Genomic DNA, 23,448 nt, shown 5'->3' with positions numbered 1-23,448 from the left:
CATGACCACTGCACCCGATCTGATCGCGATCGACGACCTCTTCGGCCCGCCCGCCGCGGTCGGTGCCCGAATCTCTCCGGAAGGCAACAGAATCGCCTTCCTCGCACCGTGGAGGAACAGGCTCAACGTCTGGGTGCAGGACATCGCCCCGGATCTCTCCGCCGTGGGTGATGCACGATGCGTGAGCGCTGACGAGACCCGCAGCGTCATGAAGTTCGAGTGGACCGACGACCCCCGGTGGCTGCTGTACCTGCAGGACAGTGGAGGCGACGAGAACCACCACGTGTTCCGTGTCGATCTCGACGATCCCTGCAGTCCCGCCGTCGATCTCACGCCGTTCCCCGGCGCTCGTGCTGTCGGACTCCTGCCGGTGCGCGGGAGTACAGGCAGCTACACGGTGATGCTCATCGCGCGGAACCCTGCCGAGTTCGACCTTCACAGGATCGACGTCGCGACCGGTGAGATCACCATGATCGGGCGCAGCGCCGGAACGGACCGATTGCTGATGCTCGCGGATGGCGACATTCTCATCGAGCAGGAGACGACCGACGACGGCCACCTGCTCCTGTCCCGGGTCACCCCGTCGGGAACACGGACTCCGATCGCGTCGATCGACGCCACGGACTACCCGATCGGGATCACCCCGACCGAGATGACCCCGGACGGTACAGGCTTGTGGATGGGCTCGACCCGCGGGCGCGATCTGACTCACCTCGTGCGCGTCGACCTCGACACCGGCGAGGAGACCGTCGTCGACTCGCACCCGACGTTGGAACTCGACGCAGCCCGCCGCGCTGTCGAACAGACATCGTCGCCCCTGATCTGCGACGCCGAGACCGGCGACCTGCTCGGGGTGCGATACCTGGGCGAGCGTCAGGAGATACGGGTGCTCGACCCGCGCTTCGGAGAGATCCTGCGCGCACTCGAACAGCTCTCGGACGGCGATGTCGGCGCACTGTCCTCGGACCGGAGCGGACTGCGCTGGACCGTCAGCTTCGTGCACGATCGGGATCCCGCTGTCACCTTTCTCTACGACCACACCGCGGGTGCGAGCCGCCAGTTGTTCCGTCCGTACCCGCATCTCGAGCCGACCGCGATGGCGCCGATGGAACCGGTGACCATCGAGGCGCGCGACGGGCGTGCGCTGCCGTCTTTCCTGACGTTGCCTCTCGGCGTCGACCCGACCGCGCTGCCGATGGTGCTGTTCGTCCACGGCGGCCCATGGTATCGCGACTCGTGGGGTTTCGATCCCGCCGTGCAGATGCTCGCCAACCGCGGGTATGCGGTGCTGCAGGTCAACTTCCGCGGTTCCACCGGCTACGGGAAGGCTCACACCAACGCTGCGGTGGGGGAACTCGCGGGCGCGATGCACGACGACCTGGTCGATGCGGTGGAGTGGGCCGTACAGCAGGGGTACGCCGATCGTGAGCGCGTCGCGATCATGGGCGGCTCGTACGGCGGGTACGCCGCGTTGGTCGGCGCGACCTTCACCCCCGACGTGTTCACCGCGGCGGTCGATCTGGTCGGCATCTCGGACCTCGCCAACTTCATGAGGACACAACCGTCCTTTCTCCGGGCCAGCCTGGTCAACAACTGGTACCGGTTCGTCGGCGACCCGAGTGACCCGGAGCAGGAAGCGGACATGCTCGCGCGGTCCCCGATCAGCCGTCTCGACGCGTCCACGGCGCCCCTGCTCATCGCGCAGGGAGCCAACGACCCTCGTGTCACCAGAGCCGAGTCCGACAACGTCGTCGCCACCCTCCGCTCGTGTGGGGTCCACGTCGACTACCTCGTCTTCGACGACGAAGGACACGGGTTCGTCAACCCCGAGAACACCATTGCGTTCTACCGCGAGGTCGAGCGGTTCCTCGCCCAGCACCTTGGTGGGCGCGAGCATTCCGCGAGTCCCTCGTCCGTCCACGCACCGAGCGGGTCGCTGTCGTGAGCCGCAGGACGGCAGGAGTCACCGTGGCAGTCACTGCGCTGGTGCTCGCCGGGTGTGCGCAACCGCGGACCGAGCCGGATCTGAGCAGTGTTCACGACCAGGACGTGGCCTTCGAATCGTGCGACGGGTACGCGGTGACATCGGCCGATGCCACTGCGTTCGCCGCCGACCCGACCTTCGAGTGCGCTCACGTGACCGTGCCGTTGGACTACGACGATCCCGACGGTCGGACGGCGCAGATCGCCCTGCTGAAGGCACCCGCGCGGGGTGAGCGAATCGGGTCACTGCTGCTCAATCCGGGTGGGCCCGGTGGGCCGGGAATGAGCATGGCCGCCGCGGGTGCGACGACCTTGGCGGACAGTCGCGTGACCGAACACTTCGACCTGATCGGCTTCGATCCTCGCGGGGTCGGTGCGTCGACACCGGCGATCGACTGTTTCACCGATGCCGAGAACGACGCCGGCGAGGCGTACACCACGGTGCTGACCGGCTCGAGAACGCTGACGGAGGACGACTCGCGTCGCCTGGTCGAACGCTGCGCCGAGCGCTCGGGCGGCGACGACGTCCTCTCGGCGGTCGGAACTCGAGATGCCGCGCGGGACATGGACATTCTGCGAGAGGTGCTCGGCGACGAGAAACTGAGCTACCTCGGTCAGAGTTACGGAACGAGATTGGGAGCGGTGTACGCCGAGATGTTCCCTCAGAACGTGCGCGCCATGGTCCTGGACGGCGCCATCGACCCCGCTCAGAGCACGGCCGACCGCAGAGTCGACCAGTTCACCGGCTTCCAGCGCTCGTTCGACGAGATGGCCGCGTCCTGTGCGGCGTCTCCGGACTGTCCGCTGGGCCCCGATCCGAGCAGGGCGGTCGAGAGGTTCCAGGACATCGTCAGGCCTCTCGTCGAGAATCCCATCGTCACCGAGAGCGGTCGGCGCCTCGACTTCGACGCTGCATACGGAGCGGTGGTCGCGGGACTCTACGACTCGACGGTGTGGCCTGTCATCATCCGAGGGATAGCCGAGGTCACTGCGGGACAGGGAGACACGTTGCTGAAGATCCTCGACGTGTTCGGCGGCCGCGACGAGGACGGCACCCACCCCAACTTCAGCGAAGCGCTCTACGCCGTCAATTGCATGGACGAGGACCGCAACACACCGGAGGAGGAAGTCGAGCTCAAACGGAGAATTCAGGAGATCGCGCCGTTCACGGACGCGGGACTCGGTCCGGAGGGGGCTCGTGATCCGTGCGAGTTCTGGCCGGCCGAGCCGACACTCGGAATTCCCTACGCACAGGATGTCGAGGGCGTTCCCGACACTCTGACGATCTCGATCACGGGTGATCCGTCCACGCCCTACGAAGGGGGTGTGAACCTCGCGGACACTCTGGGCGGAACGCTGCTCCCCGTGGACGGCGAGCAGCACACCGTCGCGATCTCCGGTGCGAATGCCTGCGTGAACGACATCGTGGCCGACTATCTCGTCGAGCTGGCCACACCCGAGGCAGGGACTCGCTGCACCCTCTGAACGCTCGCTCAGGCGGTGCGCGCGAGGTGAAGTCGCAAGCGCAACACGGCGTCTCGCACGCGAGTCTTGACGGTGGCGTGAGGTACGCCGAGCCGCTCGGCTGCTTCGCGGCAGGACAGGCCCTGGAAGTAGACCAGGTCGACTGCGCTCCTCTGCAGACTGGTCAGTTCGATCAGCGCCTTCGTCAGCAGATCGTTGTCGGCGTTCGTCCACACCGCTTCCCAGACGCCGTCGTGAGCGCGGTCGAAATGCGATGCGGTGTACGCCGTGTCCCGCCTCGCCGACGCCGTGTCGGAGCGCGAACGGTCGATCGCTCGTCGGCGCGCGAGAGTCGCCAACCAGGCGTGAGGTGTCCCTCGGTCGGAGTCGAACGTTCCGGCCGAGGTCCACACCTGGAAGTACGTCTCCTGAGCCGTGTCCTCGGCGCGCGCACGGTCTCCGAGAACTCGCAACGCCGCTGCGAACACCACGGGTCGAGTGACCAGCATCAGTTCGACCATCGCGCGGTCGTCCCCGGAGGCGATCAGGCCGAGCAGGACACCGCATCGGTCGCGAAGGTCTCGGTCCAGCGCAGCGGCCTTCGCCTCGGTCGCTGCACGATCGGACCGATCGACATCGAGAAATGGTGGGCGCGCTCGTCGCGGAGATGCGTACTCCGCCGTGGTCATGGGCTGATTCTGCATCATGCGGGCCCCGACGCTCGCATGAACGGACACCGCGTATCTCGCGTCGTGCGCCGTGCGGTCCGTTTCCTGAGCAGCGGGCAACCAGGAGTTCGTGAATCGCGCCAGTCTCGGTGTCAGGAAGTGTTCGAGGGTCGGTAACCCGTGAGAAGCGCCGTGAGATCGGATGTGTCGTTGCTCTCCCGGGTTCCCGTCCGACTCCGACTGATCGGCGTCGGGTGACTCACGGATGGTCGACAGGCCGGGGCAGTGTCCCGTGTCGGATCAACTGGTCGTAGATGCCCTCGAACATCGTCGACATCTCCTGCACCTGAGGGGGAGTGAGGGCGTCGAAGAAGACGGACCGCACGAAGTCGATGTGTCGCGGCGAGACATCGGCGAGGGTGTCGTTACCTCTGTCGGACAGTGCAACTCGGGTCACTCGACGGTCGTCGGGGTCGGTCGCCAGGGTCACGAGTCCCCGTGCGCTCAGGCTGCGGAGCTGATGCGAGACCCTGCTGCGCTCGGAGCCGATGCGGGTGGCGAGGTCGGACACCGAGAGCGTGCGCTCGGGATCGCTGACCAGCGCCACCAGTACGTCGTAGTCGGCCAGGGAGATGCCGTGATCGCCGCGCAGCTGGTGATCCATCTCGTAGCGCAGCCGCAGGTGCACCTTCATGTAGGCGTACCAGGCCCGTGTCTCCTCCTCGCCGAGAAAGGCGTAAGGAGACTCGGATGCCACGTCGTACTCGGTCATCGTCCTGTTGTACCCGGCCGACGACGGACGGCCCGCATCGAGGCGGCCACCGACCTCAGGTGAGGATGACGGTGTAGACCTGTGCCAGGAGGCCGTCGCGAACGATGCCGACATCGGCTCCGCGGACGACGGGATCGGAGCCCTCGGGTCCGAGTGCCCACGCCAGGTAGCCGGCGTCCTGCATGAGGTGAACGCTGCCGTCCGCGGTGAACACGAATCCCGGTGCGTCGTCGAGGATCGCCTGCACCTTGGCATCGAGTGCGTCGTGGCCCTGCACCCGAGCCTCGGCATCAGAGAAGACGACGTCCTCCGTGTACGTCCGCGCGATGGCGGCCCGCCTCGCCGCGGGGTCCCGTTCGCCGAAGACCTGCAGGAGGTTGGCGTGCATCAGCTGCTCGATCGACTCTGCCATCGCTGGGCTCCAGTTCCATATGGGTGAAGGTTCACCCAAATTAGGCGCGGCCGGTCTCCACGTCAACCGCGTCGCGAGAGGGTGGCGCCACAATGGAACGGGTCAATGGACCGTCCGTGGGGGATATGCCATTCATGCCCGAGTCGACCTCCGGTGATGGATCCTGATCGTGGAGATCGAGAGTGTGGTGTGACCTGCCGGGTCACCCTCGCGGTCAGAGCTGAGTCGGGCGATGAACTATGCGGAAATGTCCACCGATCTGTTGCAGGAACGGTACGAGCGGCTGGTGACGGACCGCCGTTCCGCCATTGCCCGCGACGCGCCACCGGACGACGTCGTGTCGGTCTCCAACGAGTGCACCCGGGTGCGCCGCGAGTTGGACCGTCGCGCCCGTCGAGTTCTGTGATCGACGAAACCCGTGGGCTCGATCTTCCGCCCCCTGCGGCGGTGCTGAGAGACGATGGGGGTGTGCTCGACGACGATCGAATTCCCCGTGATCCCCCGACCCCCGACGTCCCGACGCGGTTGCGGCGCGCCGGAGCCGGCGGAGTCGCCACGGTGGAGAAGACCCTCGCCGTGCTCGAGGTGGTGGCCGATCGCGGCGGCGCCACCGCCAAGGAGGTCTCCGAGGTGCTGGGCTTCCCGCTGCCCACGACCTACCGTCTGCTGCAGGTACTCGTCGGTTGCGACTACCTCGTTCATCTCCGAGCGCGACAGCGGTTCGAGCTGGGATACAAGTTGGCTCGTCTCGGTGTCAGCCTGCATCGCCAGGTCGGCGTGCCTGTGCCGGTGCGGCAGCGTATCTCGAAGCTGCACGAGACACTGGGGACGGCAAGCTACTTCGCCGTCTACCGCGGGTCCGACGTTGTGGTGGCGCATGTCGCCGACTGCGCCACCCACCCCCGCATCACGCCGCTGAACTTCGGTTTCCACGAGGCCGGGCACGCGACTGCCTTCGGCAAGATCCTGCTCGCTGCGATGTCCCGCGAGGACGCAGCCGAGTACCTCGACACCCATGGCACCGAGCGGCTCACGTCCACGACCATCACCGACCGCGACGAACTGGAACACCACCTCGCAGAGGTGTCCCGTCGTGGGGTGGCATGGGAGCGTGAGGAGTTCGTTCCGACGAAAGCGTGCGCTGCAGTGGCTGTCCATGATGCGTCGGGTGCGGTCATGGGAGCCGTGGCCATCAGCACCCCCGATCGGGAAGTGGACCGTCGACGGGCGGCCGAGGTGGAGCACGCGTTGCGGTCCGCGGCGAACGAGATCAGCCGGTGGTTGCGCACCGGCTGACCTCGTCCGCGTCAGGAGAACTGGATGCCACCGTCCACGAGCATCGTCTGGCCCGTGACGTAGTCGGAATCCGGAGATGCCATGAAGCTCACGAGCTTCGCCACATCGTCGGGCACCGATACTCGGCCCAGCAGGATCGACTGGGCGTTCTCGGCGAGCGCCTCGCCCTTCTGCTGGCCGTGCTTCGCGGCGAGCTTCTCGTCGATGAGATCCCACATCGCCGTGCCGACGATGCCGGGGCCGTAGGCATTGACGGTGATGCCGTGTTCGGCCCACTCCATGGCCGCGGCCTGGGTGAGACCGCGTACGGCCCACTTCGTCGCCGAGTAGGGGCCGAGAAGTGCGAAGGGTCGGAACGCGACGATCGAGGCCGCGCCGATGATCTTGCCGCCGCCTCCCTGCGCGATGAACTGGTTGGCCGCGGCTCGGTAGGAATTGAAGACGCCTTTGACGTTGACGTCGAAGATCTTGTCGAAGTCGGCGCTGTCGTACTTCAGCAGCTCTTCGACCTGGGCGATTCCGGCATTCGCGACGAAGACGTCGAGGCGCCCGCCTGCGTCCACTGCGGTACGCACCAACGATTCGACCGAGGATTCGTCCACGACGTCGACCGCGGCGCCCGTGGCCACACCGCCGGCACCGACGATCGTCTCGACGGTCTCGTCGACACCGTCCTTCGAACCAGGCAGGTCGGCGACGACGACGTGAAGACCGTCTCGGCCCAGGCGTTCGGCGATACTCTTGCCGATTCCTCGGGCTGCTCCGGTGACGACGGCGACGCGTGGGTTCTGGCTCATGGAGACCTCCGTGACTCGGTGAATGATTCTCATCCAGATCACACCTGCACGGTCTGGGGCGTCCAGGGTCGTTATCGCGGAGTGAGAACGGGGACGTTTGGATGATTCGTCCGCGGGCACGCCGCACTCATGACCGATCCACACGACGAACCCACACTCGACGACGTCCTGGTTCCCACGGAGGACGCGCACCCGGACCGCCGGGCTCACGCCAAGACACCGAGCCATCTCGACGACGACGAGCTCGAGCAGAGAACGCAGCACGAGCGAGACGAAGTGCAGGACTGACGGGGCGCCTCAGCGCCCGAGGAAATGCGGATCGCGCCCGATGAATCCGAGAAGCCTCGTCTGATCGTCGGCGTCGTCGGGTACTGCGACAGCCGGCCCGTACTGGCCGGACGACCGCATGAGCTCCTCGATCGGCCGCATGCCGTCGACCAGTTCGGCGCAGTAGTCGGCGTCGAGTGAGAGATCCTGCCCGCCGGCCGCGGCGAGGTCCCACGAGTGCATGAAGACGTCGGGTACGTAGAACTGGCCGACCGCCGCGGGAAGTGGCATCTCGCCGATCATCGGATGGTGGAACGGGGTCGCGGCGTCCGGCCCGTCCAGCACTCTCTGCACGGCGTCGCTGTGGACACGCCAGGCATCGACCGGGTCCTCGAGTGGTGAGCGCCCACGATCGAGTTCCAGCCCGGTGGCCGTCGCCAGAAACGCCGGGAACCAGTCGACGAGGTGCGCCACCACATCCCGTGCGGTCCAACCGTCCACGGGCGCCGGGGCATCCCAGGCCGACGTGGACTCGACGAGCGTGGTGAAGGTCGCGACGACGGCGCGGTGACGGTCGGCGGTCTCGCGCGGCAGTGTCATGCGCGCACTGTGCACCGTCGTCGCCCTCACGTCAATCGTGCGCGAGCGAGTCCGAGCCGAGCAGGGTGCCCGTGTCGGCGGGCGCTCGGATCGTTGCGTCACCGGTCTCCCCGCGCACAGGATGCGACCCGAATTCTGTCTGTGCCGCTGCGCTGTTCGACGGTGACGGGTCATTGATATCGAGCCCCGGTGAACTCGAACGGCGGGTGAGTCGACGTCGGCGTGAACAACGTGGATACGACGTGGATCAGGCGACGGCGCCGTGCGGTCGTCAGCCGAATTCGGGTGTCGGTCCGAAGTGGGGAAGTCTCGTCGACAGTGGTTGCCGAGCCGTCGACTGTTCCGGGCGACCGTGCGCGATGAGTCCGAGTTCTGCGATGTGAGAGTCGAAAGCATCGCGACCGACCCGGGTCAGCTCGACCCACGTCACCAGTCGCGAGTCGCCGCGGGAGAGTGACGTCGTCTTCTTCGTCGACACGTAGCCCGCGTCCGACAGAGCTCGGAGATGTTTGGACAGAGACGCATCGCTGATCTCGAGGGTGTCGCGGATGATGGCGAAATCGATCTCGTCGACTCGGCGTAGAAGCCCGCAGATGCGCAGCCGGACCGGTGCGTGGATGACGGCATCGAATCGTGGTTCGGGGCCGCGATCCTCGGTCACGACCGTGGTCCGGAGTGCGCCCGGCCGGACGGGGGTCGGACGTCGTCTGCGTGCAGATGGCGGCGATACTCGCGGTCGAACAGGCGGCCGCCGAACAGCACGAGCACGAAACACAGCGCCTGTGGCACGAGGACCCACCACGCGGACAGAGATGCCACCAGACCGTAGGAGACGCTCAACGATCCGAGCACGGTCACCAGCAGCCCACAGAGAACACACCACCCGACCACACCCACTCCTGATGGGCGTACCCCCGTCAGGCGGGGACAGAGCACCGTCGTCACGATCGCGGCCGCGACCAGAACGGACGTCGACACCGAACGCACGTGGCCATCGGGCAGCGACGGTGTACCGACGTACAGGGCGGTCAGTGCCGCGAAGGTCGGATAGAACCATGTCGGCGCCACGAGACGGTCGGCGAGAACAACTCGGTCGGCATGGATCTCACTCAGCAGGGCGCGAGCATCGTCCGGCGACCGATGGCTTTCCATGACGGAAACACTAACACTTTCCGCGCCGGAAAGTGTTACGTTCGGCGGGTCGTGCAGTCCACTCGAGGAGGGTCATGAAGAAGCGCCCGATCAGCACTCGCGCCGTCGTCGTCACCGGCGCCCTGACGGCAGTCGTCACGGTGGGTGGCACCGTGAACGCCGGTGCGCAACCGATGTACTTCTCACCGGAGCAGCGCATCCACACCCTCGCCGAGGTTCCCCAGTGCCTCGCGGGAACGGTCGATGTCAGAGTGACCAGCGGCTACACCCCTGACGAGATTCACGCTGACTTCACGACCCATCTGTACAGCCCCGCGTGGGTGGGGCTGGCCGACTACGAGTGCTACGTGACCATGTACGCGGACTGGCACAATCACGACACCGGCGCCAGCGGTACCGCCGAACACCGAGTGGCGAGCTGGCGTTTCCAGGGCCCCAACGTGACCAACCCCTATCTCGACATCGACACGGGTGCAGGACCGGTCACTGTAACGTTCAGGACGAACACCCCGCACACGCCGAGCCCCACTTTCGAGGTGCCGGCCCGATGACGGCGATGCGGACGTTCGTCGTTCCGATCGCTGCACTGTGTGCGTCGGCTCTGATGGGGTGTTCCGGCGGGGATTCCGCGACGGATGCGGGGACCACGGTGGCCACGTCGACGGTGGAGCCGACCACCACGACACCGGCGGTGGAGTCGGCGACGCCTCCTGCACCCGGTGCACAGGTGTCGGGAGAGTCCACTGCCACCTCGCCGCGGCGAACCCCGGAGGAGGTGTCCGACCTGTTTCCCTGGAATCAGCCGCGTCCGAGCCCCGAGTCGGGAACGGTCGACCCGGCCCTGTTCCAGACCGCCCCTGGCCTGACCAACTTCACGACGCCCAGCGGAAACGTGCAGTGCGGGATCTGGGCCGGTGGCTCACCCGCGGGCCAGGTCGGATGCCAAGCGGTGACGAGTGTGCAGCCGGTCGACGGCCCGATGTGCACGAATGCGCCGAACGACAAGTACGCGGTCCGTGTCGACGATGCCGGCTCACACCATCTGTGCACCACGCAGGGCATCTACACGAGCCCGGCACCTCGAGTGCTCGAGTACGGCGAGGTTCTCTCGACGTCCGGAGTGGTGTGCTCGTCCGACGTCGACTTCGGCGTGACCTGCTGGGGCACCGCCGGTGCATTCATGTTCGCTCGCGACTGGAACGAGACCTTCTGACCCTCGTCAGGGAACGAGGTTGCCGATCTTGGCGGAGATGGTCGAGGTGAGAACCTTCGCGACGACGAGAGCCAGGCCGGGAACCGGAGCGTCGAATCCGATGGTGTAGTCGAGAGCGGTGCCGCCGTCGGTCGTCGGGGTCAGGCGCTGGGTGCCCCAGTGTCCGCGCAGCGGTGAGCCCTTGGTGATCTTGTACTCGATGAGGGTGTTCGGTTCGGAGACGATCGTCGTCTCGTGGAAGGCGGGCAGCGGGCCGAGCTTCAGTGCGCGCGTGGAGCCGACACCGTTGCGCGAGCTGTCTCCGTCACGAACACGCGTGATCTTCGCTCCGAACAGGGGGCCGAGGTTCTCGTGCTCCGACAGGGCTGCGAACACGACATCCGGTGCGGACGTGAACGTGTGGGTGACGTGGACGCGCGTGGGTGCTGCCATCAGAGGGACTCCTGTTCGATGCGGGACCCGATCATGTCAGCACCGGTGCCGCTGTTCCGAGCCGGGAGGCGCCGACGGTCTCGTAGGGTGACGCGGTGTCCTCGAACGAGATGCCTGCGGGTCCCTCCTGGCCGACGCTTCCGTCCCACAGGTCGTGGCTCGACGGCGAATCCGCCCGGTTGCTCGACTTCGGCCGCACTCTCGATCACCCGTCGGGAGGCGCGGCGTGGCTCGACGACACGGGCGAGCCGGACCTGACGCGGCCGGTGTTCACCTGGATCACCGCGCGCATGGTGCACGTGCAGTACCTCGGTGCGCTGCTCGGGCATCCGGGCTCTCGCCGCAGAGCCGACCGACTGTTCGACGGACTCCTGACGGTGCTGCGCGACGACCGACACGACGGCTGGGTCGAGTCGACCGACGACGCGACCAAGTCGGCCTACACGCACGCCTTCGTCGTTCTCGCGGCGTCGACGGCCACCGCGGCGGGTCACCCTCGCGGAACTGCACTGCTCGCCGAGGCACTCGCCGTCGTCGATGCCCGGTTCTGGGACGACCGCAGTGGCATGTGCGTGGACACCTGGAACGCCGACTGGTCGGAACTGGACGACTATCGCGGGATCAACGCGAACATGCACATGGTGGAGGCGATGCTCGCGGCAGTGGACGCCGGCGCCCCCACGGTGTGGCGCGAGCGGGCCGCTCGCATCTGCGACAGCGTCATCGAGTGGTCCGAGGCCAACGACTGGCGCATCCCCGAACACTTCACCACCGAGTGGGAACCGCTGCTGGAGTACAACTCCGACAGTCCGGCCGATCAGTTCAAGCCCTACGGTGCGACGGTCGGTCACGGTTTCGAGTGGTCGCGCCTGATGCTGCAGGTCTCCCTCGTGGCCACCAGCGCGCGCGGCCACGACCACGTGGACGTCGCTCGATCGCTGTATCGGCGCGCCGCTGCCGACGGATGGCAGGAAGGGTCGACGCCCGGCTTCGTCTACACGACCGACTGGACCGGCCGGCCCGTCGTGACCCAGCGATTGCACTGGGTGCTGTGCGAGGCGATCGCCGCCGCCGCGACCCTGCTGCGGTGGACCGGAGAAGGGCGGTACGAGAACGACTATCGCGCGTGGTGGGATCACGCAGCCGACTGCTACGTCGACCGAGCGCGCGGATCGTGGCACCACGAACTCGACGAGCACAACGCCGTGGCGACGAGTGTGTGGGGCGGGAAGCCCGACATCTACCACGCAGCCCAGGCGGTGTGGATCAGTCGGTATCCCACGGGATCGAGCCTTGCGGCGGTGCTGAGCGGCGGTATGCTCGATCCACGGTGACCCGATGCCCGTGCGCGTCGTCGCACGGTTCCCCTACTGCATCGGGATCGACATGGCATCACGTACCGCCGACGAGGGAATTCGCCGGCACCGTCCCTCTCGACCGCGGCGCGATGGCGCGGCGCTCCGGTACCTCGACGAGTGGCGTGACCACGTCGAGCGCACGGAACGGCGCGTCGCTCGCGGTGGCGCCCACCCCGTGTCACGTGCATGGGAATGGACCGGCCCCACGGGGTGTCCGATGTGTGACGGTGACCTTCCGACCGATGCTCGGGCGCGTCTCGCCGGGCTGCTGCACAACGGCGGGCGGCGCGCTCATCGCCTCGCGGTCGCCGTCGACACCCTCGATACTCGCTTACGCTCGGCGACAGTCGAATCGGAGCGACCGCGATCGATGCCGTGGTGGCAACGACGAGTGCCGTGGATGTGACGCAGTCATCCGGACCGTCCCCAGTGCCCCATTGCCTCGTCGAGGGTGAGAACGTCCGCGTACTTCGCCCGCAGGTCGAGCAGGTTCGACTCGTGCATCCCCGCCTCCCGATCACCGCATGCGTCCGCGACCACGAGTGGCCGGAATCCGTGTTGCAGAGCGTCGGTGGCGCTGGCGCGGATGCAGCCACTGGTGGTCAGGCCGCAGATGTAGAGGGTGTCGACACCGCGTGCGGTGAGGGTCGCGGCGAGCGACGTGCCGAAGAAGGCACTCGCGTACTGCTTCGTCACGACGGTCTCGCCCGCGGCGGGCCGCGGGGCCGCCGGGAAGTCGCCGAGCTCCGAGCCCTCCTCGAACACGCTCAGCGCCGGGATCTTCCGCATGAACAGCCCACCGTCGGCGCCGCCGACCTGATAGCTCACGCGAGTGAACACGACCGGTACCCCGGCGTCGCGGGCTGCCGCGACGAGAGTCGCGGCAGCGGCGACGGCGTCCTCCACGGGAGCGCGCAGGGGCGACCCGTCGACGAGGTACGCCTGCACGACGTCGACCACCAGTACCGCCGCGCTGCGCCCCGGTCCGAGATCGCCGGCGAAACCCGACTCGCGATACGACCCGAGCGTGTCCGTCACGCACGCACCGCCTTCCGTACGTTGACGGGCGGACGCGGCGCCGGCAGACCGGTCTCCTCCTTGCACCGTTCGAGGATGACCTCCAGGGACGGACCCTTGTCGAACACCTCGATCTCGCCCCGCTCGGCTGCCATGCTCTCGCGTCGGCCCGCGGATGCGTCGGCATCGATGACACCGTCCGCGTCGCAGACGACGCCGTAACCGGTCAGGGCACCGTCCGCGCTGACGAGGCCGCGACGCACCTCGAGCGCCACCAGCTCGGGATCGCGCGTCAGCGGGTCGCCCCAGCCGCCGCCACCCCACGTCACGAAGTGCAGCACATCGCCCCGCGACACCTCGACGTCGTGAATCTTGCTGGGGAGGATCTCCGTCTCACCCGACGCGCGGATCAGCCACTTGCGTCCGCGTGCACCGGGTTTGCCGCCGTTCACACCCCACGGATAGGTGAGCCAGCGATCGTCGTGGATCGCGATGGTGCCCGGCTCCTCGAAGTAGTAGGCCACGTCCACGCCGTTGCCGCCGCGATGCAGACCGGCGCCGCCCGTGTCGGTGACCGTCTCCCACCGCTCGATGCGCAGCGGGTAGTACGACTCCAGGTACTCGCAGGGGATGTTGACGAACGACGGCCACAGCGAATGTCCGTCCGGACCGTCACCCATCGGTCGGCCGGGGATGCCACCGAAACCGATGGAGTACAGCTGGAACCACTCACCGTCTCGCGGTCCGCCGTCGTAGTGGCCCGAGTACATGAAGTGGGGTGACGACGAGAACCCGGCGGCGTTGAGGATGTCGGGATTGTTCTTGCCCAGGAGCCCACCGAAGAGGTCGAACACCCGCCCGATGCCGTGGTTGCGGCCGTTGAGCGCTGCGGGATAGCGCGGTTTCCAGAACGAGTCCTCGGGAATGGTGACGTCGATCAGCGGATAGAAGCCGTCGTTCCAGAGGATCTGCGGATCCGCCACGGTGATGACGTAGATCCCGAAGAACATCCGGACGAGGTTCTCGTTGATGAAGTAGTTGATCGGACCGACCGCCTGCGGCGCCGCCTTGCTGAAGTCGAGGTGGATCTTCTCGCCGTGCCGGGTCAGTGTGATCGCGAGTTCGTAAGGTCCGTAACCACATCCGTCGTCGCAGATGAAGTCGTTGAACTCGATGGTCTCACCGTCGACGAAGAGCATCGCGAGCAGCACCTTCATCGCCTGGTAGTTGCGGTCCAGCAGTGCGTCGAGGGCGGACAGGTAGACGTCGACACCGAATCTGTCGCACAACTCGACGATGCGCCGGGACGCCGTCGAACACGCGGCGACGAGACCGTTGAGATCGGCTCTGTTCCAGTCGGGCTTGCGGACCTGGTTGAGGATGATGTCGAGCGCGGTCTCGTTGAGCTGCCCCTCGCTGTACAGCTTGAAGGGCGGGATGATGACGCCCTCCTCGAAGATGGTGTGCGCGTCGGTGGGCATCGACGACGGGGTCTTTCCGCCGACGTCGGACATGTGGCCGAACATCGACGACCATCCGACGACGCGGCCGCTGTGGAAGATCGGCAGCACGATGAGCCAGTCGTTGGCGTGGCTGATGGCGGCACCGCACGCGTACGGATCGGAGGTGAGGAGGATGTCGCCCTCACCGACGGTCCCGTTGAAATTGTCGAGGAAGTCGGGCACGGACAGACCGAACTGCCCGACGACCATCTTCCCGCTCGGATCGGCGATGAGCGGGAACTCGTCGTGCTGCTCGCGGATACCGGGTGAGAGTGCGGTACGGAAGAGCACCTCGTCCATCTCGTATCGGGCGTTGCGGAGCGCGTTCTCGATGATGTCGAGCGTGATCGGATCCACGGGAACCGTGGTGAAGGGCGTGGTCGAGGTCTCGATGATCGTGGCCATCAGGTCTCCTGAGATGAGTTCCGGGCGAGAGGGGATCAGCGGGGAGCGATGAGAAGGCTGGCGCTGGAATGGACCGTCGCGGCGTGACCGGAGAGGACCAACGTGGTCGAGTCCATCTCGGTGATCACGGCGGGTCCCTCGACGACGTTGCCTGCCAGCAACTTCGCCCGGTCGTAGATGCCGGCCTTCGCGTACTCGCCGTCCATCCACACGTCGTTCGTGGACACCAGTGCGGCCGACGGATCCGCACCGCCCTCCTCGAGCGGCTGGAAGGCCACGTCCGGTCGCGGCCCGCTGACCGTGACGCGCAGGTTGATGACCTCGCGTTCGTTCTTCAACAGGAACGAGAAGAGACGCTCGTGCTCGGTGTCGAATGCCGTTCCCAGAGTGGACAGCAGATCGCCGGACTCGAGTGCGCTCGCGTCGAGATCCACGGGGATCTCGAAGCCCTGGCCCTGGTACCGGAGATCCACCTGGTACTTCGCCGTCTGCTGATCCGCGGGCACGCCCTCGGCCGACAGTCGTGCGGCCGCGGACGTCGCGAGTTCCGCCAGGGCGGTGCGCAGCTCGGCGTCGTCGGTGTCGGAGAACGCACGGATCATCGTGCGAGCGCTCTCGTCGCGGACGCAGGTGGTGGCGTCTCCGTAGGCGCAGAGGACGCCGGGCGACGGCGGGACGATGACAGGCCACGCGCCGGTGAGACGCCCGAGTGCGTTGGCGTGCAGCGGACCTGCGCCACCGAACGACACCAGTGCGAAGTCGCGGGGGTCGTAGCCTTGCTGCACGCTCACCAGTCGGAGTGCGCCGAACATGTTCTCATTGACGATGTCGACGATGCCCGACGCCGCTTCCTCGGGACTGCCGAGCCCGATGGCGTCGGCGATGGTCGCCACTGCCGTCCTGCTCGCGTCGACGTCGAGGCTCACCTCACCGCCCGCGAGGGCGGCAGGCAGGTACCCCAGCACGACGTTGGCGTCGGTCACCGTCGGCTCCGTGCCGCCGTTGCCGTAGGCCGCGGGTCCGGGGTCGGCTCCCGCGGATTGCGGACCCACCCGCAGCGCCTTCGTGAGCTCGGGGACATGGGCGATCGACCCGCCGCCGGCACCGACCGTCCGGACGTCCACACTGGTGGCGCGCACAGCGAGGTCGCCGACCTTGGTCTCACGACCGATCCGCGGCTCACCGCCGAGGACCAGTGCGACGTCCGTCGACGTGCCGCCCATGTCGAAGGTCAGGAAGTCGGAGTAGCCGGCCTGCTCGGCGAACCACACCGCGCCGGTGACGCCTCCCGCCGGGCCCGACAGCAGCAGGGACACCGGTGACTCGGCCGCCTTGGCCGACTGCACCAGGCCACCGTCACTGCGCAGGATCGACAGCGGCGCTGTGATGCCCTTCTCCTGCAGCGACCGGTCGAGGTTCCGCACGTAGCGAGAGACCTCCGGCTGCACGTAGCTGTTGGCCACCGTCGTCAGAGTGCGTTCGTACTCGCGCATCTCGGGAAGCACCTGGCTCGAGATGGAGACCGGAATGCCGGGCAGTTCGCTCTCCGCCCAGGCCGCGACCTGCTTCTCGTGCGCGTCGTTCGCATACGAGTTGATCAACGAGATGGTCAGCGCCTCGATGCCCGCACCGGCCAGTCGACGCAGTTGCGCGCGGGCCTGCTCCTCGTCGAGAGGAGTGATCTCCGACCCGTCGGCAGCCAGTCGCCCGACCACCTCGACGGTGTTCTCGAGCGCCGCGAGCGGTTCCGGCTTGGGCCAGATGATCCACCCCGCGAGCCCGCCCGGGACGAAGGAGCGCGCGATCTGCAGCACCTGTCGGAACCCGTCCGTGGTGACGAGCCCGACGCGCGCACCGCGTCCCTGCAGGATGGCGTTGGTCGCGACCGTGGTGCCGTGCAGAACCTGCCCGATCTCCGACGGCTCGATCTCGGCCTCCGCGCAGACCTTCGCGATGCCGTTGAGCACACCGATCGACTGGTCCGCAGGGGTGGACGGTGTCTTGGCTCTGAAGGTGGTGCCGGTCGTCTCCTCGAGAAGCAAGACGTCGGTGAAGGTGCCGCCGACGTCGACGCCGAGTCGATAACGCATGGTGTTCTCCCGTGCTGTGAGGGTGAGAGGAGCGAAGGTCAGATGATGCCGCGCTCCGCGAGCGCCGCCCGGTCGGATTCCGTGACTCCGAGGAGTCGTCCGTAGATGTCGGAGTTGTGTTCTCCCAGTTCGGGTCCGGCGTGCCGGACCGAGCCGGGACTGTCGCTGAGCTTCGGTGCGACGTTCGCCATGGGGATCTCGCCGAAGTCCGGGTGCGCCAGACGCACGATGGCCTCGCGCGCGGCGAAGTGCGGATCGTCGAACATGTCCCGCGCCGTGTAGATGCGGCCGGCGGGAACGCCCGCCTCGTGCAGGAGGTCGAGCACGGTGTCGGTGTCGAGGGCGGACGTCCAGGCCCCGACGATGTCGTCGAGCTCGGTCATGTTCTTCCCGCGCGCCTCGTGGTCGCGGTAGCGGGCGTCCTCGATCAGGTCGGTCCGGTCCATCGCGGTGACCAATCGGCCGAACACCGAGTCCTGGTTGGCCGCGACGAGGATCATCTCGCCGCCCAGGGTGGGATAGACGTTGCTGGGCGCGATGTTCGGCAGCACGGAGCCGGTCCGCTCACGCTGGTACCCGCCGATCTCCCACTCGGGCAGCAGGGATTCCATCATGGCGAGCACCGCTTCGTAGATGGCCGAGTCGACGAGTTGCCCCCGTCCGGTGTTCTCCCGGTGATGCAGCGCGGTGAGGACGCCGATCGTGGCGAACACGGCTGCGAGTGAATCACCGAGGGAGATGCCGGTACGAGACGGCGGCATCTCGGGATTGCCGGTGACGTAGCGGATTCCGCCCATGGCCTCGCCGATGGACCCGAAGCCCGCCCGCGGTGCGTAGGGGCCGTTCTGGCCGTACCCGGTGACCCTGGCCATGATGAGGCGCGGATTGATCTCCCGGAGTGCGTCGAACCCGAGGCCCCAACGCTCCATCGTGCCGGGGCGGAAGTTCTCCACCACGATGTCGGCGTCCGCGATGATCCGGCGGGCGAGGTCCTGACCCTCGGCGCTGCGCAGGTTGCAGGTCACGGACTTCTTGCCGCGCGCGACGACGGGCCACCACAGGGACTTGCCGTGCGGCTTCTCCCGACCCCACTGGCGCATCGGATCGCCGGTGCCGGGCGGCTCGAGTTTGATCACCTCGGCGCCGAAGTCGGCCAGCAACTGTCCGCAGAAGGGGCCGGCGAGAAGCTGACCCATCTCCACGACACGCAGATCGGACAGTGGGCCGGTGGGGGCCTCGCTCATGAGGACTCCTTCGTCTCGTCGGTCGTGAGGGCTTGGAGCAGAACATGTTTGGCGGCGCGGACGTGGGCGCGCATCACCGAGTCCGCCCACGTCTCGTCGCCGGCGCGCAGAGCCGCGACCAGGTCGCGATGGTGGGCGTGACTGCGTGCGAGATCGACGGGGGCATAGCGATGGAAGGTGCGCATCACCAACGGCAGCTGGATCACCGCTCCGAGCATCGAGATGAGGCGGGTGCTGGCCGCGGCAGTGCGCACGATGGCGTGGAACTCGTCGTTGAGCTGCGCCATCAGGTCCAGGCGTTGATCTGCTCCCTCCCCGGCCGCGGTTTCCATGAGGTCGCACAGCTCGGCGAGTCGGTCGATGTCCTTCTCGCCGATACGTGAGGCCGCCCGTGCCGCGGCCATGGCCTCGAGCGTCATCCTCAGGTCGTAGATCTCCTCGAGGTCGTCCGCCGTCCACTGGTACACCCGAGCCCCGCGATGCGGCAGAACCTCGACGAGTCCCTCCATCTCGAGCTGTCGCAGCGCCTCACGCACCGGTGTCCGGCTGGTCTCGGTGAGTTCGGCGATCTCGACCTCTCCGAGACGTGCACCGGGCGCATACGTCCCGGACACGATGCTGTCGCGGATGTGCGCGTAGACGCGGTCGACGGCTCTCGCCATGGATGCGACTCCCTGTGGTCGATGATGAATTGTTCACAATGTAGGCCCATGACGGTGGCGTGTCCCGGTAATCGTCGTTAAATTCTCGTTTCCGATCCGCTATTGCATACAACAGGGTGTCGGCGCAAGATGGGCCCATGACTGCGGTGCAACTTGTCGAGGTGGGTCCCCGTGACGGACTGCAGAACGAGGACGCTGTCCTCTCAGTCGACGACAAGATCGAACTGATCACGCGCAGCGTCGCCTCGGGTGCCACGCGCATCGAGGCGGTGAGCTTCGTGAACCCGAAGCGGGTGCCGCAGATGGCCGGCGCCGAGGAGGTCATGGCAGGCGTCCCGCGTGACGGCTCCGTCTCGTACATCGGGTTGGTGCTCAATCGACGTGGACTCGACCGCGCGCTGGCGGCCGGCGTCGACGAGGTCAACGTCGTGGTCGTCGCGACGGAGGAGTTCAGCAGGCGCAACCAGGGGTGCTCCGTCGACGAGGCGGTGGCGGCGGCGCACGACATCATCACGGATGCGCGTACTGCGGGCGTGCCGGGCACGGTCACCATCGCCGCATCGTTCGGGTGCCCGTTCAGCGGTGAGGTGGATCCGGCGCGAGTCGGCGAACTCGTCGCGCGGATCGCCGAATGCGCACCGGCCGAGATCGCCCTCGCCGACACCATCGGCGTGGGAGTGCCGGCGCAGGTTCGTCGCCTGGCGGAGCTCGCCACAAGTAACGCTCCGAACATCCCGCAGCGCTGGCACTTCCACAACACCCGCAACACCGGTTACGCCAACGCGCTGACAGCACTGGAGACGGGGGCGCAGGCCCTCGACGCCAGCATCGGCGGCTTCGGTGGGTGCCCGTTCGCACCCGCCGCCACCGGGAACATCGCGTCCGAGGACCTGATCTACGCGCTCGACCGCTCCGGCGTCGAGACGGGAGTGAGCATGGACGTGCTGGTCGACGCCGCGACCTGGCTCGGCTCGGCGCTGGGCAAGGACGTGCCGGGGTTCCTCGGGCGTGCGGGTGGCTTTCCTCCGCGGTGACCTGCGGGAAAGACGGCCGTGACTCGTGTTCCCGCGGGAGTTTCGTGTTCCCGCGGTAGATGCAACGCCTACGGGAACACGAAAGGCAAGCGGGAAGGCCGGAGGCCGGCCGTTTCTCAGCGGGAAGGCCGGAGGCCGGCCGTTTCTCAGCGGGAAGGCCGGAGGCCGGCCGTTTCTCAGCGGGAAGGCCGGAGGCTCAGACGACCCGGAACCGTTCGAGGACCACGAGAGTCGAGTCGTCGATGGTGAGGCCGGCCAGCGTGTCTGCCATCTCGTCGGATCGCCAGAACCGTTCGTGCCCGGCACGCCATGCGGCGACGTCGGCGTGACCCTCACCCTCCGCGACGGCATGCGTATCGTCGACGTCGCCGAGAGCGCTGACGCGTACATCGGTGATCTCGATGACGCAGGCAGTGGCGCCGCCGGAGTCGATCACCCTGTGACGCTCGCCCACTCGGGGCAGCGGCTCGTTCTCGTACTCCACCCGCAGTGAGGTGGTCGCCGTCTTGCGGCCTGCGCCTATCGCCGACACGAGGGCATCGCGTAGCGGCCCGGGGAAGGCGAACTCGGCCACGGGGAGAGAGTCGATGTCGGCCATTCCTCGAGTATGGCGCACGCGGGTCGGGGTTCCCGCGGACGTTCCCGGTTGCTGCGGACGCTGCAACACCTACGAGAACCTGTGCGGTCAGCGGGAAGGCCGGAGGCCGGTCGAGGTCAACGGCTCAGCGAGTACACGAGAGTGTCCGTCCACTCACCCTTGCACCAGCAGTCCTGCAGGCGCAGTTCCTCGTCGCGTAATCCCACGCGCTGGGCCAGACGTGCGGAGGCTGCGTTGCGCGCGTCCATCTCCGCGGTGACGCGCCGGACCCGGTCCAGAGCGAGTACCTCGTCGAGCACTGCCTGCACCGCTTCGGTGGCGTAGCCGTGGCCGGAGACGTCGCGCGCGAAGGTCCACCCGAGTTCGACAGTGTCCTCGGCGACGAACCACGCGGAGACGGTGCCGATCACCCGGCCGTTCAGCTCGACCAGAGCATTCAATGCCCCCGTGTCGAGACTCGTTCGCTCGCACCGTCTCTGCACTGCGATCCGTGCGTCCTCCGCCGTCCACGGCTCGTGCATGAGGTACCGGCAGACCTCGGGATCGGTGTAGAAGTCGAGCCGGTGCTCGTCGTCCGGGGAATAGGTGCGCAGCGTGAGCCGCGCGGTGACGGCGACGATGGTCACGAGCGCGGCCTCGTGACCGCTGCCAGGACGAGGAGGAGAGCCGCCGCAGCACCGCCGACCAGGAATCCTGTACCAGGAGAACGCGAGTCGACCACCACGCCGATACCCGCGGAGGCAAGGGCAGCGCCCGCGTTGACCGCGGTGTTGATCCAGCTCGACGCCTCGGTGCGCACGTCGGCGGTGGTGAGGTGATCGGACAGCAGGTACCCCGTCACCAGGGCGGGCGCGATGCAGAAGCCCAACAGGAACAGTCCGACGTGCAGCGGCACCGTGGTCGAGACCAGCGACAGCAGGGAGGTGAGGACGGCCATCATCAGGACCGTCGTCAGAAGTCGACGGGTCAGCGAGCCGGCCCAGCTCCGGAGCCCGTACAGCAGTCCACCGCAGACACTTCCGGCTCCGAGCGCCGCGAGAAGCGTTCCGGCCGATCCGATGGCTCCCTGCTTCGCGGCGAAGGCTGTGGCGGCGATCTCCACGGTTCCCAGGACGGCCCCGACCCCTGCCATCGCTGTCAGGACACCGACGAAGCCGGGCCGGCGGAGTGGGCGCGACGAGGGAGTGGTCCCTGTCGTGCGCGGGCCGTGTCCGCGCGAGTGCCGGCTGGTGGTCATGCCGACCGTGCCGACGACGGCGACGCATCCCGTGGCGGCGAGTGCGATCGACGGGGACAGGGCGGTGACGAGGGTGGCGCCGAGGAGGGGACCGATGGTGAACATCGACTCCTCGCTCACGGCATCGAGACTGTAGGCGCGGGTGCGGGTCGGCCCCGGCGGCGTCAGCGAGCTCCAGACGACACGCATCGAGGCACCGAGTGGGGGAGGGAAGAATCCGGTGACCAGACTGCCGAGCACCAGGGACCAGGCCGGGGCATCGACGTACGTCAGAACGGCCAGAGTGCCCAGGGCCGTAGCGAATCCGACGGCCATCGAGACGAGGGCTCGCCGCTGACCGATGCGGTCGACGAGACGTGCCCGATACGGTGACGCCACCACATTGGCGACACCGAACGCACCCGTCGCGGAACCCGCGACCGCGAACGATCCGGTGGCACGCTGCACCGCCAACAGGATGACCAGTCCGACCATCGCGAAGGCCAGGCGGCCGAGCAGTGCGGGGAGGAAAGCGCGTGCGGCACCGGGTAATCGGACGATGCCGAGATAGCCGAGCGGATCCGCGGCGCGGTCGTCAGTGGGAGGAGGGTACGCCACCGGTCACCATGTCGAAGACGGCGTCGAGTTGAGCCCGGCCCTCGTCGACGTCGGGGTGGCGCTCGGCGATCTGGTTCAGCAGGGCGCGCTGGAAGATGCCGTCGATGGTGATGTAGGCGGTGGCAGGCGTGAGAACAGGCGCCGCTCCGACGAGTTCGCAGTACCGGGCGACGACGCGCCAGATCATCTCCTCGCGCCGGGACTCGATCTCGAGGACGTCGGCACGGAAGGAGGAATCGAACAGGCTCTGATTGCGCAGGTCGTACCAGAGGCGGTGGATCGCCGCGTCAGCGAGCAGAGTGCCGAAGAAGGTCTCGGTGAACGAGCGTCGCAGCTGCTCCGCGGACTCGGCCCCGGCGACGACGTCGTCGTACCGCGTCACACAGATCTCCTCGTACTGCCGCACGGCATGCGCGATGAGATCGAGCTTGTTGGAGAAGTAGTAGTGCAGGACGCCGTGCGAGTACTCGGAGTTCTGAGCGATCTCGCGGAGGCTGGTGCGGGCGTAACCGAGTTCCGCCAACGTAGCGAGAGTCGCCAGTGCGAGCTCGCTGCGACGCGCCTCGAACTTGTCTCGAGAGCGCTCCTCGACGCGAAGTCGGGGGTCGGTGGTCTGGGTCACCCGGAAAGCATACCGCCGCATCGACG

Annotated in this window: 27 protein-coding genes; 9 read left to right on the top strand and 18 right to left on the bottom strand. The window is 67.4% G+C overall.

Annotation, left to right across the window (positions count from 1 at the left end):
* Position 1 precedes the first annotated feature (1 nt).
* Both QE397_RS18325 and QE397_RS18320 read left to right on the top strand, forming a co-directional pair.
* Positions 2-1,945, top strand: coding sequence for a S9 family peptidase (locus QE397_RS18325; RefSeq protein WP_307096562.1), 1,944 nt, complete (start codon positions 2-4; stop codon positions 1,943-1,945).
* A 23-nt stretch (positions 1,946-1,968) separates the two neighbouring features.
* On the top strand, positions 1,969-3,468 hold the full coding sequence (locus QE397_RS18320; RefSeq protein ID WP_307096560.1) for an alpha/beta fold hydrolase: 1,500 nt from the start codon (positions 1,969-1,971) through the stop codon (positions 3,466-3,468).
* A gap of 8 nt (positions 3,469-3,476) precedes the next feature.
* On the opposite strand, the gene QE397_RS18315 is transcribed toward QE397_RS18320, so the two are convergent.
* The 3 genes from QE397_RS18315 to QE397_RS18305 form a co-directional block, all read right to left on the bottom strand.
* Positions 3,477-4,136, bottom strand: coding sequence for a sigma-70 family RNA polymerase sigma factor (locus QE397_RS18315; protein WP_222650628.1), 660 nt, complete (start codon positions 4,134-4,136; stop codon positions 3,477-3,479).
* A 238-nt stretch (positions 4,137-4,374) separates the two neighbouring features.
* Entirely contained in the window at positions 4,375-4,887 is a 513-nt protein-coding gene (locus QE397_RS18310) for a MarR family winged helix-turn-helix transcriptional regulator (RefSeq protein ID WP_056443434.1), read from the bottom strand.
* A gap of 55 nt (positions 4,888-4,942) precedes the next feature.
* Entirely contained in the window at positions 4,943-5,299 is a 357-nt protein-coding gene (locus QE397_RS18305) for a nuclear transport factor 2 family protein (RefSeq protein ID WP_056443437.1), read from the bottom strand.
* Between the two features lie 247 nt (positions 5,300-5,546).
* On the opposite strand from QE397_RS18305, the gene QE397_RS18300 reads away from it, so the two are divergent.
* Positions 5,547-5,705, top strand: a complete 159-nt coding sequence (locus QE397_RS18300) for a hypothetical protein (RefSeq protein WP_197027825.1) — start codon at positions 5,547-5,549, stop codon at positions 5,703-5,705.
* Positions 5,706-5,767: 62 nt separating this feature from the next.
* Positions 5,768-6,595 carry an IclR family transcriptional regulator gene (locus QE397_RS18295; protein WP_197027824.1) on the top strand — a complete coding sequence of 276 codons (828 nt, stop codon included), beginning with the start codon at positions 5,768-5,770 and terminating at the stop codon, positions 6,593-6,595.
* Between the two features lie 11 nt (positions 6,596-6,606).
* On the opposite strand, the gene QE397_RS18290 is transcribed toward QE397_RS18295, so the two are convergent.
* The gene (locus tag QE397_RS18290) at positions 6,607-7,392 is read right to left on the bottom strand and encodes an SDR family oxidoreductase (RefSeq protein ID WP_027506520.1); all 786 of its coding nucleotides are present in this window, start codon (positions 7,390-7,392) and stop codon (positions 6,607-6,609) included.
* 129 nt (positions 7,393-7,521) lie between these two features.
* Between QE397_RS18290 and QE397_RS18285 the strand changes: the two genes are divergently transcribed.
* Complete coding sequence (locus QE397_RS18285; protein WP_200933861.1) at positions 7,522-7,680, top strand: hypothetical protein; 159 nt, start codon at positions 7,522-7,524, stop codon at positions 7,678-7,680.
* 9 nt (positions 7,681-7,689) lie between these two features.
* Here the strand turns inward: QE397_RS18285 and QE397_RS18280 are convergent, their stop codons facing one another.
* From QE397_RS18280 to QE397_RS18270, 3 genes are all read right to left on the bottom strand, one after another.
* Entirely contained in the window at positions 7,690-8,259 is a 570-nt protein-coding gene (locus QE397_RS18280; protein ID WP_307096552.1) for a maleylpyruvate isomerase N-terminal domain-containing protein, read from the bottom strand.
* Positions 8,260-8,530: 271 nt separating this feature from the next.
* Positions 8,531-8,920, bottom strand: coding sequence for a transcriptional regulator (locus tag QE397_RS18275; protein WP_307096551.1), 390 nt, complete (start codon positions 8,918-8,920; stop codon positions 8,531-8,533).
* Entirely contained in the window at positions 8,917-9,411 is a 495-nt protein-coding gene (locus QE397_RS18270) for a hypothetical protein (protein WP_307096548.1), read from the bottom strand. The genes QE397_RS18275 and QE397_RS18270 overlap by 4 nt, the downstream gene beginning before the upstream one ends.
* A gap of 74 nt (positions 9,412-9,485) precedes the next feature.
* On the opposite strand from QE397_RS18270, the gene QE397_RS18265 reads away from it, so the two are divergent.
* Together QE397_RS18265 and QE397_RS18260 are read left to right on the top strand one after the other, a co-directional pair.
* Positions 9,486-9,962 (top strand): hypothetical protein, encoded by a 477-nt coding sequence (locus tag QE397_RS18265; RefSeq protein ID WP_051613525.1) that lies wholly within the window; start codon positions 9,486-9,488, stop codon positions 9,960-9,962.
* The gene (locus tag QE397_RS18260; RefSeq protein ID WP_307096545.1) at positions 9,959-10,624 is read left to right on the top strand and encodes a hypothetical protein; all 666 of its coding nucleotides are present in this window, start codon (positions 9,959-9,961) and stop codon (positions 10,622-10,624) included. The genes QE397_RS18265 and QE397_RS18260 overlap by 4 nt, the downstream gene beginning before the upstream one ends.
* A gap of 6 nt (positions 10,625-10,630) precedes the next feature.
* Here the strand turns inward: QE397_RS18260 and QE397_RS18255 are convergent, their stop codons facing one another.
* Positions 10,631-11,056, bottom strand: a complete 426-nt coding sequence (locus QE397_RS18255) for an SRPBCC family protein (RefSeq protein WP_037186314.1) — start codon at positions 11,054-11,056, stop codon at positions 10,631-10,633.
* 95 nt (positions 11,057-11,151) lie between these two features.
* Between QE397_RS18255 and QE397_RS18250 the strand changes: the two genes are divergently transcribed.
* The gene (locus tag QE397_RS18250) at positions 11,152-12,390 is read left to right on the top strand and encodes an AGE family epimerase/isomerase (RefSeq protein ID WP_307096542.1); all 1,239 of its coding nucleotides are present in this window, start codon (positions 11,152-11,154) and stop codon (positions 12,388-12,390) included.
* Positions 12,391-12,448: 58 nt separating this feature from the next.
* Here QE397_RS18250 and QE397_RS18245 read toward each other — a convergent pair whose 3' ends face one another.
* The 6 genes from QE397_RS18245 to QE397_RS18220 all read right to left on the bottom strand — a co-directional run bounded on the left by QE397_RS18245 (position 12,449) and on the right by QE397_RS18220 (position 19,334).
* Complete coding sequence (locus QE397_RS18245) at positions 12,449-12,586, bottom strand: hypothetical protein (RefSeq protein ID WP_197027823.1); 138 nt, start codon at positions 12,584-12,586, stop codon at positions 12,449-12,451.
* Between the two features lie 239 nt (positions 12,587-12,825).
* Positions 12,826-13,452: an isochorismatase family protein gene (locus tag QE397_RS18240; RefSeq protein WP_307096539.1), complete on the bottom strand. Its 627-nt coding sequence runs from the start codon at positions 13,450-13,452 to the stop codon at positions 12,826-12,828.
* A complete protein-coding gene (locus QE397_RS18235) occupies positions 13,449-15,338 on the bottom strand; it encodes a hydantoinase B/oxoprolinase family protein (protein WP_307096537.1) in 1,890 nt (629 codons plus the stop codon). The genes QE397_RS18240 and QE397_RS18235 overlap by 4 nt, the downstream gene beginning before the upstream one ends.
* A 35-nt stretch (positions 15,339-15,373) precedes the next feature.
* Complete coding sequence (locus QE397_RS18230) at positions 15,374-17,428, bottom strand: hydantoinase/oxoprolinase family protein (RefSeq protein ID WP_222633201.1); 2,055 nt, start codon at positions 17,426-17,428, stop codon at positions 15,374-15,376.
* Between the two features lie 38 nt (positions 17,429-17,466).
* A complete protein-coding gene (locus QE397_RS18225) occupies positions 17,467-18,672 on the bottom strand; it encodes a CaiB/BaiF CoA-transferase family protein (RefSeq protein WP_056443476.1) in 1,206 nt (401 codons plus the stop codon).
* Positions 18,669-19,334, bottom strand: coding sequence for a GntR family transcriptional regulator (locus QE397_RS18220; RefSeq protein WP_027506512.1), 666 nt, complete (start codon positions 19,332-19,334; stop codon positions 18,669-18,671). The genes QE397_RS18225 and QE397_RS18220 overlap by 4 nt, the downstream gene beginning before the upstream one ends.
* 137 nt (positions 19,335-19,471) lie before the next feature.
* Here QE397_RS18220 and QE397_RS18215 point away from each other — a divergent pair, with 137 nt between their 5' ends.
* On the top strand, positions 19,472-20,368 hold the full coding sequence (locus tag QE397_RS18215) for a hydroxymethylglutaryl-CoA lyase (protein WP_307096535.1): 897 nt from the start codon (positions 19,472-19,474) through the stop codon (positions 20,366-20,368).
* 196 nt (positions 20,369-20,564) lie between these two features.
* Here the strand turns inward: QE397_RS18215 and QE397_RS18210 are convergent, their stop codons facing one another.
* The 4 genes from QE397_RS18210 to QE397_RS18195 form a co-directional block, all read right to left on the bottom strand.
* Positions 20,565-20,966 carry an ASCH domain-containing protein gene (locus QE397_RS18210; protein WP_027506510.1) on the bottom strand — a complete coding sequence of 134 codons (402 nt, stop codon included), beginning with the start codon at positions 20,964-20,966 and terminating at the stop codon, positions 20,565-20,567.
* 116 nt (positions 20,967-21,082) lie between these two features.
* On the bottom strand, positions 21,083-21,592 hold the full coding sequence (locus QE397_RS18205) for a GNAT family N-acetyltransferase (RefSeq protein WP_307096532.1): 510 nt from the start codon (positions 21,590-21,592) through the stop codon (positions 21,083-21,085).
* Positions 21,589-22,800 carry an MFS transporter gene (locus QE397_RS18200; RefSeq protein WP_307096530.1) on the bottom strand — a complete coding sequence of 404 codons (1,212 nt, stop codon included), beginning with the start codon at positions 22,798-22,800 and terminating at the stop codon, positions 21,589-21,591. The genes QE397_RS18205 and QE397_RS18200 overlap by 4 nt, the downstream gene beginning before the upstream one ends.
* The gene (locus tag QE397_RS18195) at positions 22,778-23,422 is read right to left on the bottom strand and encodes a TetR/AcrR family transcriptional regulator (RefSeq protein WP_027506507.1); all 645 of its coding nucleotides are present in this window, start codon (positions 23,420-23,422) and stop codon (positions 22,778-22,780) included. Before QE397_RS18195 ends, QE397_RS18200 begins: the two co-directional genes overlap by 23 nt.
* Positions 23,423-23,448: the final 26 nt, after the last annotated feature.

The sequence above is a fragment of the Rhodococcus sp. SORGH_AS_0301 genome (assembly GCF_030818285.1).
In the GTDB taxonomy this organism is placed as follows: Bacteria; Actinomycetota; Actinomycetes; order Mycobacteriales; family Mycobacteriaceae; genus Rhodococcoides.
Note: the sequence above shows the minus strand (reverse complement) of the source record. Positions and strands in the feature narration are given on the sequence as shown.